We start from the raw sequence: 1,446 nt of genomic DNA on the forward strand, positions 1-1,446 counted from the left end.
TAAGTTCCTCCTTTCACAAAAAATAGGTGCAAGAGATTTATTTTCTCCTACACCTACTATGATAATGAAAATTGTTTGTTTGTGATATGTTTTTATTAATTTACTTTATTTTTGTGGATTCACACAATTCCAACACAGATCGTTTGTCTAAGTTGCTGCATATTTCAAAAATATATTTACCATTGTCCCATATAAATGTATGATCATGATCTGTATTATGAACTAGATACTCTTGTCCGTTTTCATCTGTATATGATTCAAATGTTGACTGTTCATTATCATAATTACTAAGATATGCATCTTTTGTGTATTGTTCAAAAAAGATATAATCATCATCCTTGAAGTATGTTATTATAATTGAATTTTCCATTTTATCATAGTCGACTTGTTTAAATCCATTTGGAAGTGAAGATATATGATATTCCTCGTCAATCGAATGCGGATATGAATTCACAATTTCACTGTCTGCTATAATCTCCGTATGGTCTGAAAAAATATTCATAAAGAAATCACAAACTGCCTCTCTCACAGCTTTTACGCTAAGCGAAGAAAATGATAGGATCAACAATGCTGTAACAAAACAAGCAACACGTCTGCCGGTCGTGCATATCAGAGTAAAATAGGGCTTTTCTCTGTGTTTTATAAGTTTGTTTATTTTTTTATTGTACTTTTCCGAAAATTCATATCGTTTGTCTACTTCAAGAGTTTCAACATAATCATCCAATCTGGCATCTACGACTTCATCGAGAGCTTTTGAAAAATATGAAAAATTATTCATGTTACAAATCACCCTTTTCAAGTAATATCTTCAATCTGTTTTTGGCATACTGCAGACGTTTTCTTGCTGTGGCAGATGTAATGCCAAGCGTTTTTGAAATTTCAGAATATTCAAGTCCACACGAAAACTTTAAATAAAGAATCTCTTGATCGTCAACTTTCAGTTTCTTTATGCAACCTTTCAAAAATTCAAATTCGTAACATGACATATTTTCATTTACAAAATAAGAATCATCATCGTAGGAAACCGTCATTAAATTTTCTTTTTCCTTTTTAGATATATTCTTTGCCATGTTCCTACTAGTTATGACAATGTAATAATCCAATTTGTGATATTCTAAATGTTTAATTTTTTGAAAACATTTAGCCAACGATAAAAAAGTGTCAGAAGTTGATTCCTCAGCAAGTTGTTCATTTTTTAATATATTCAAGGATATTGCATGAACTTTATTTTTGTATTTATTATACAGCTTTTCAAAAGCCTTTTTATCTTTTTCATCATCGATCAATGCCATACACACGCCAAGCATTTCATCACATCCTATATACTTTATAATGTATCAAGTATAACATTATTTATGTATAAATTCAAGGGGGATGTTTTGTAGAAGTAAAATCTTGTTGATTGTGAAATGTTTGTTAACATCAACACGGAAGTTGAAATAGCCG

At 30.1% G+C, this 1,446-nt stretch carries 2 protein-coding genes; both read right to left on the reverse strand.

Annotated elements, in window-relative coordinates; translation table 11 throughout:
* Window positions 1-100: 100 nt before the first annotated feature.
* Window positions 101-778, reverse strand: coding sequence for a DUF4367 domain-containing protein (locus tag QVO88_RS06505; protein WP_022287690.1), 678 nt, complete (start codon window positions 776-778; stop codon window positions 101-103).
* A 1-nt stretch (window position 779) separates the two neighbouring features.
* Window positions 780-1,292 (reverse strand): RNA polymerase sigma factor, encoded by a 513-nt coding sequence (locus tag QVO88_RS06510; protein WP_117865872.1) that lies wholly within the window; start codon window positions 1,290-1,292, stop codon window positions 780-782.
* Window positions 1,293-1,446: the final 154 nt, after the last annotated feature.

Source organism: Ruminococcus sp. CAG:57 (genome assembly GCF_000435935.1).
Classification (GTDB): domain Bacteria; phylum Bacillota; class Clostridia; order Oscillospirales; family Ruminococcaceae; genus Hominimerdicola; species Hominimerdicola aceti.

Excerpts from the sequence above, each read along its gene's own strand:
- QVO88_RS06505 (WP_022287690.1), bottom strand. The coding sequence starts at position 778 with ATGAATAATTTTTCATATTTTTCAAAAGCTCTCGATGAAGTCGTAGAT.
- QVO88_RS06510 (WP_117865872.1), bottom strand. The coding sequence starts at position 1,292 with ATGGCATTGATCGATGATGAAAAAGATAAAAAGGCTTTTGAAAAGCTG.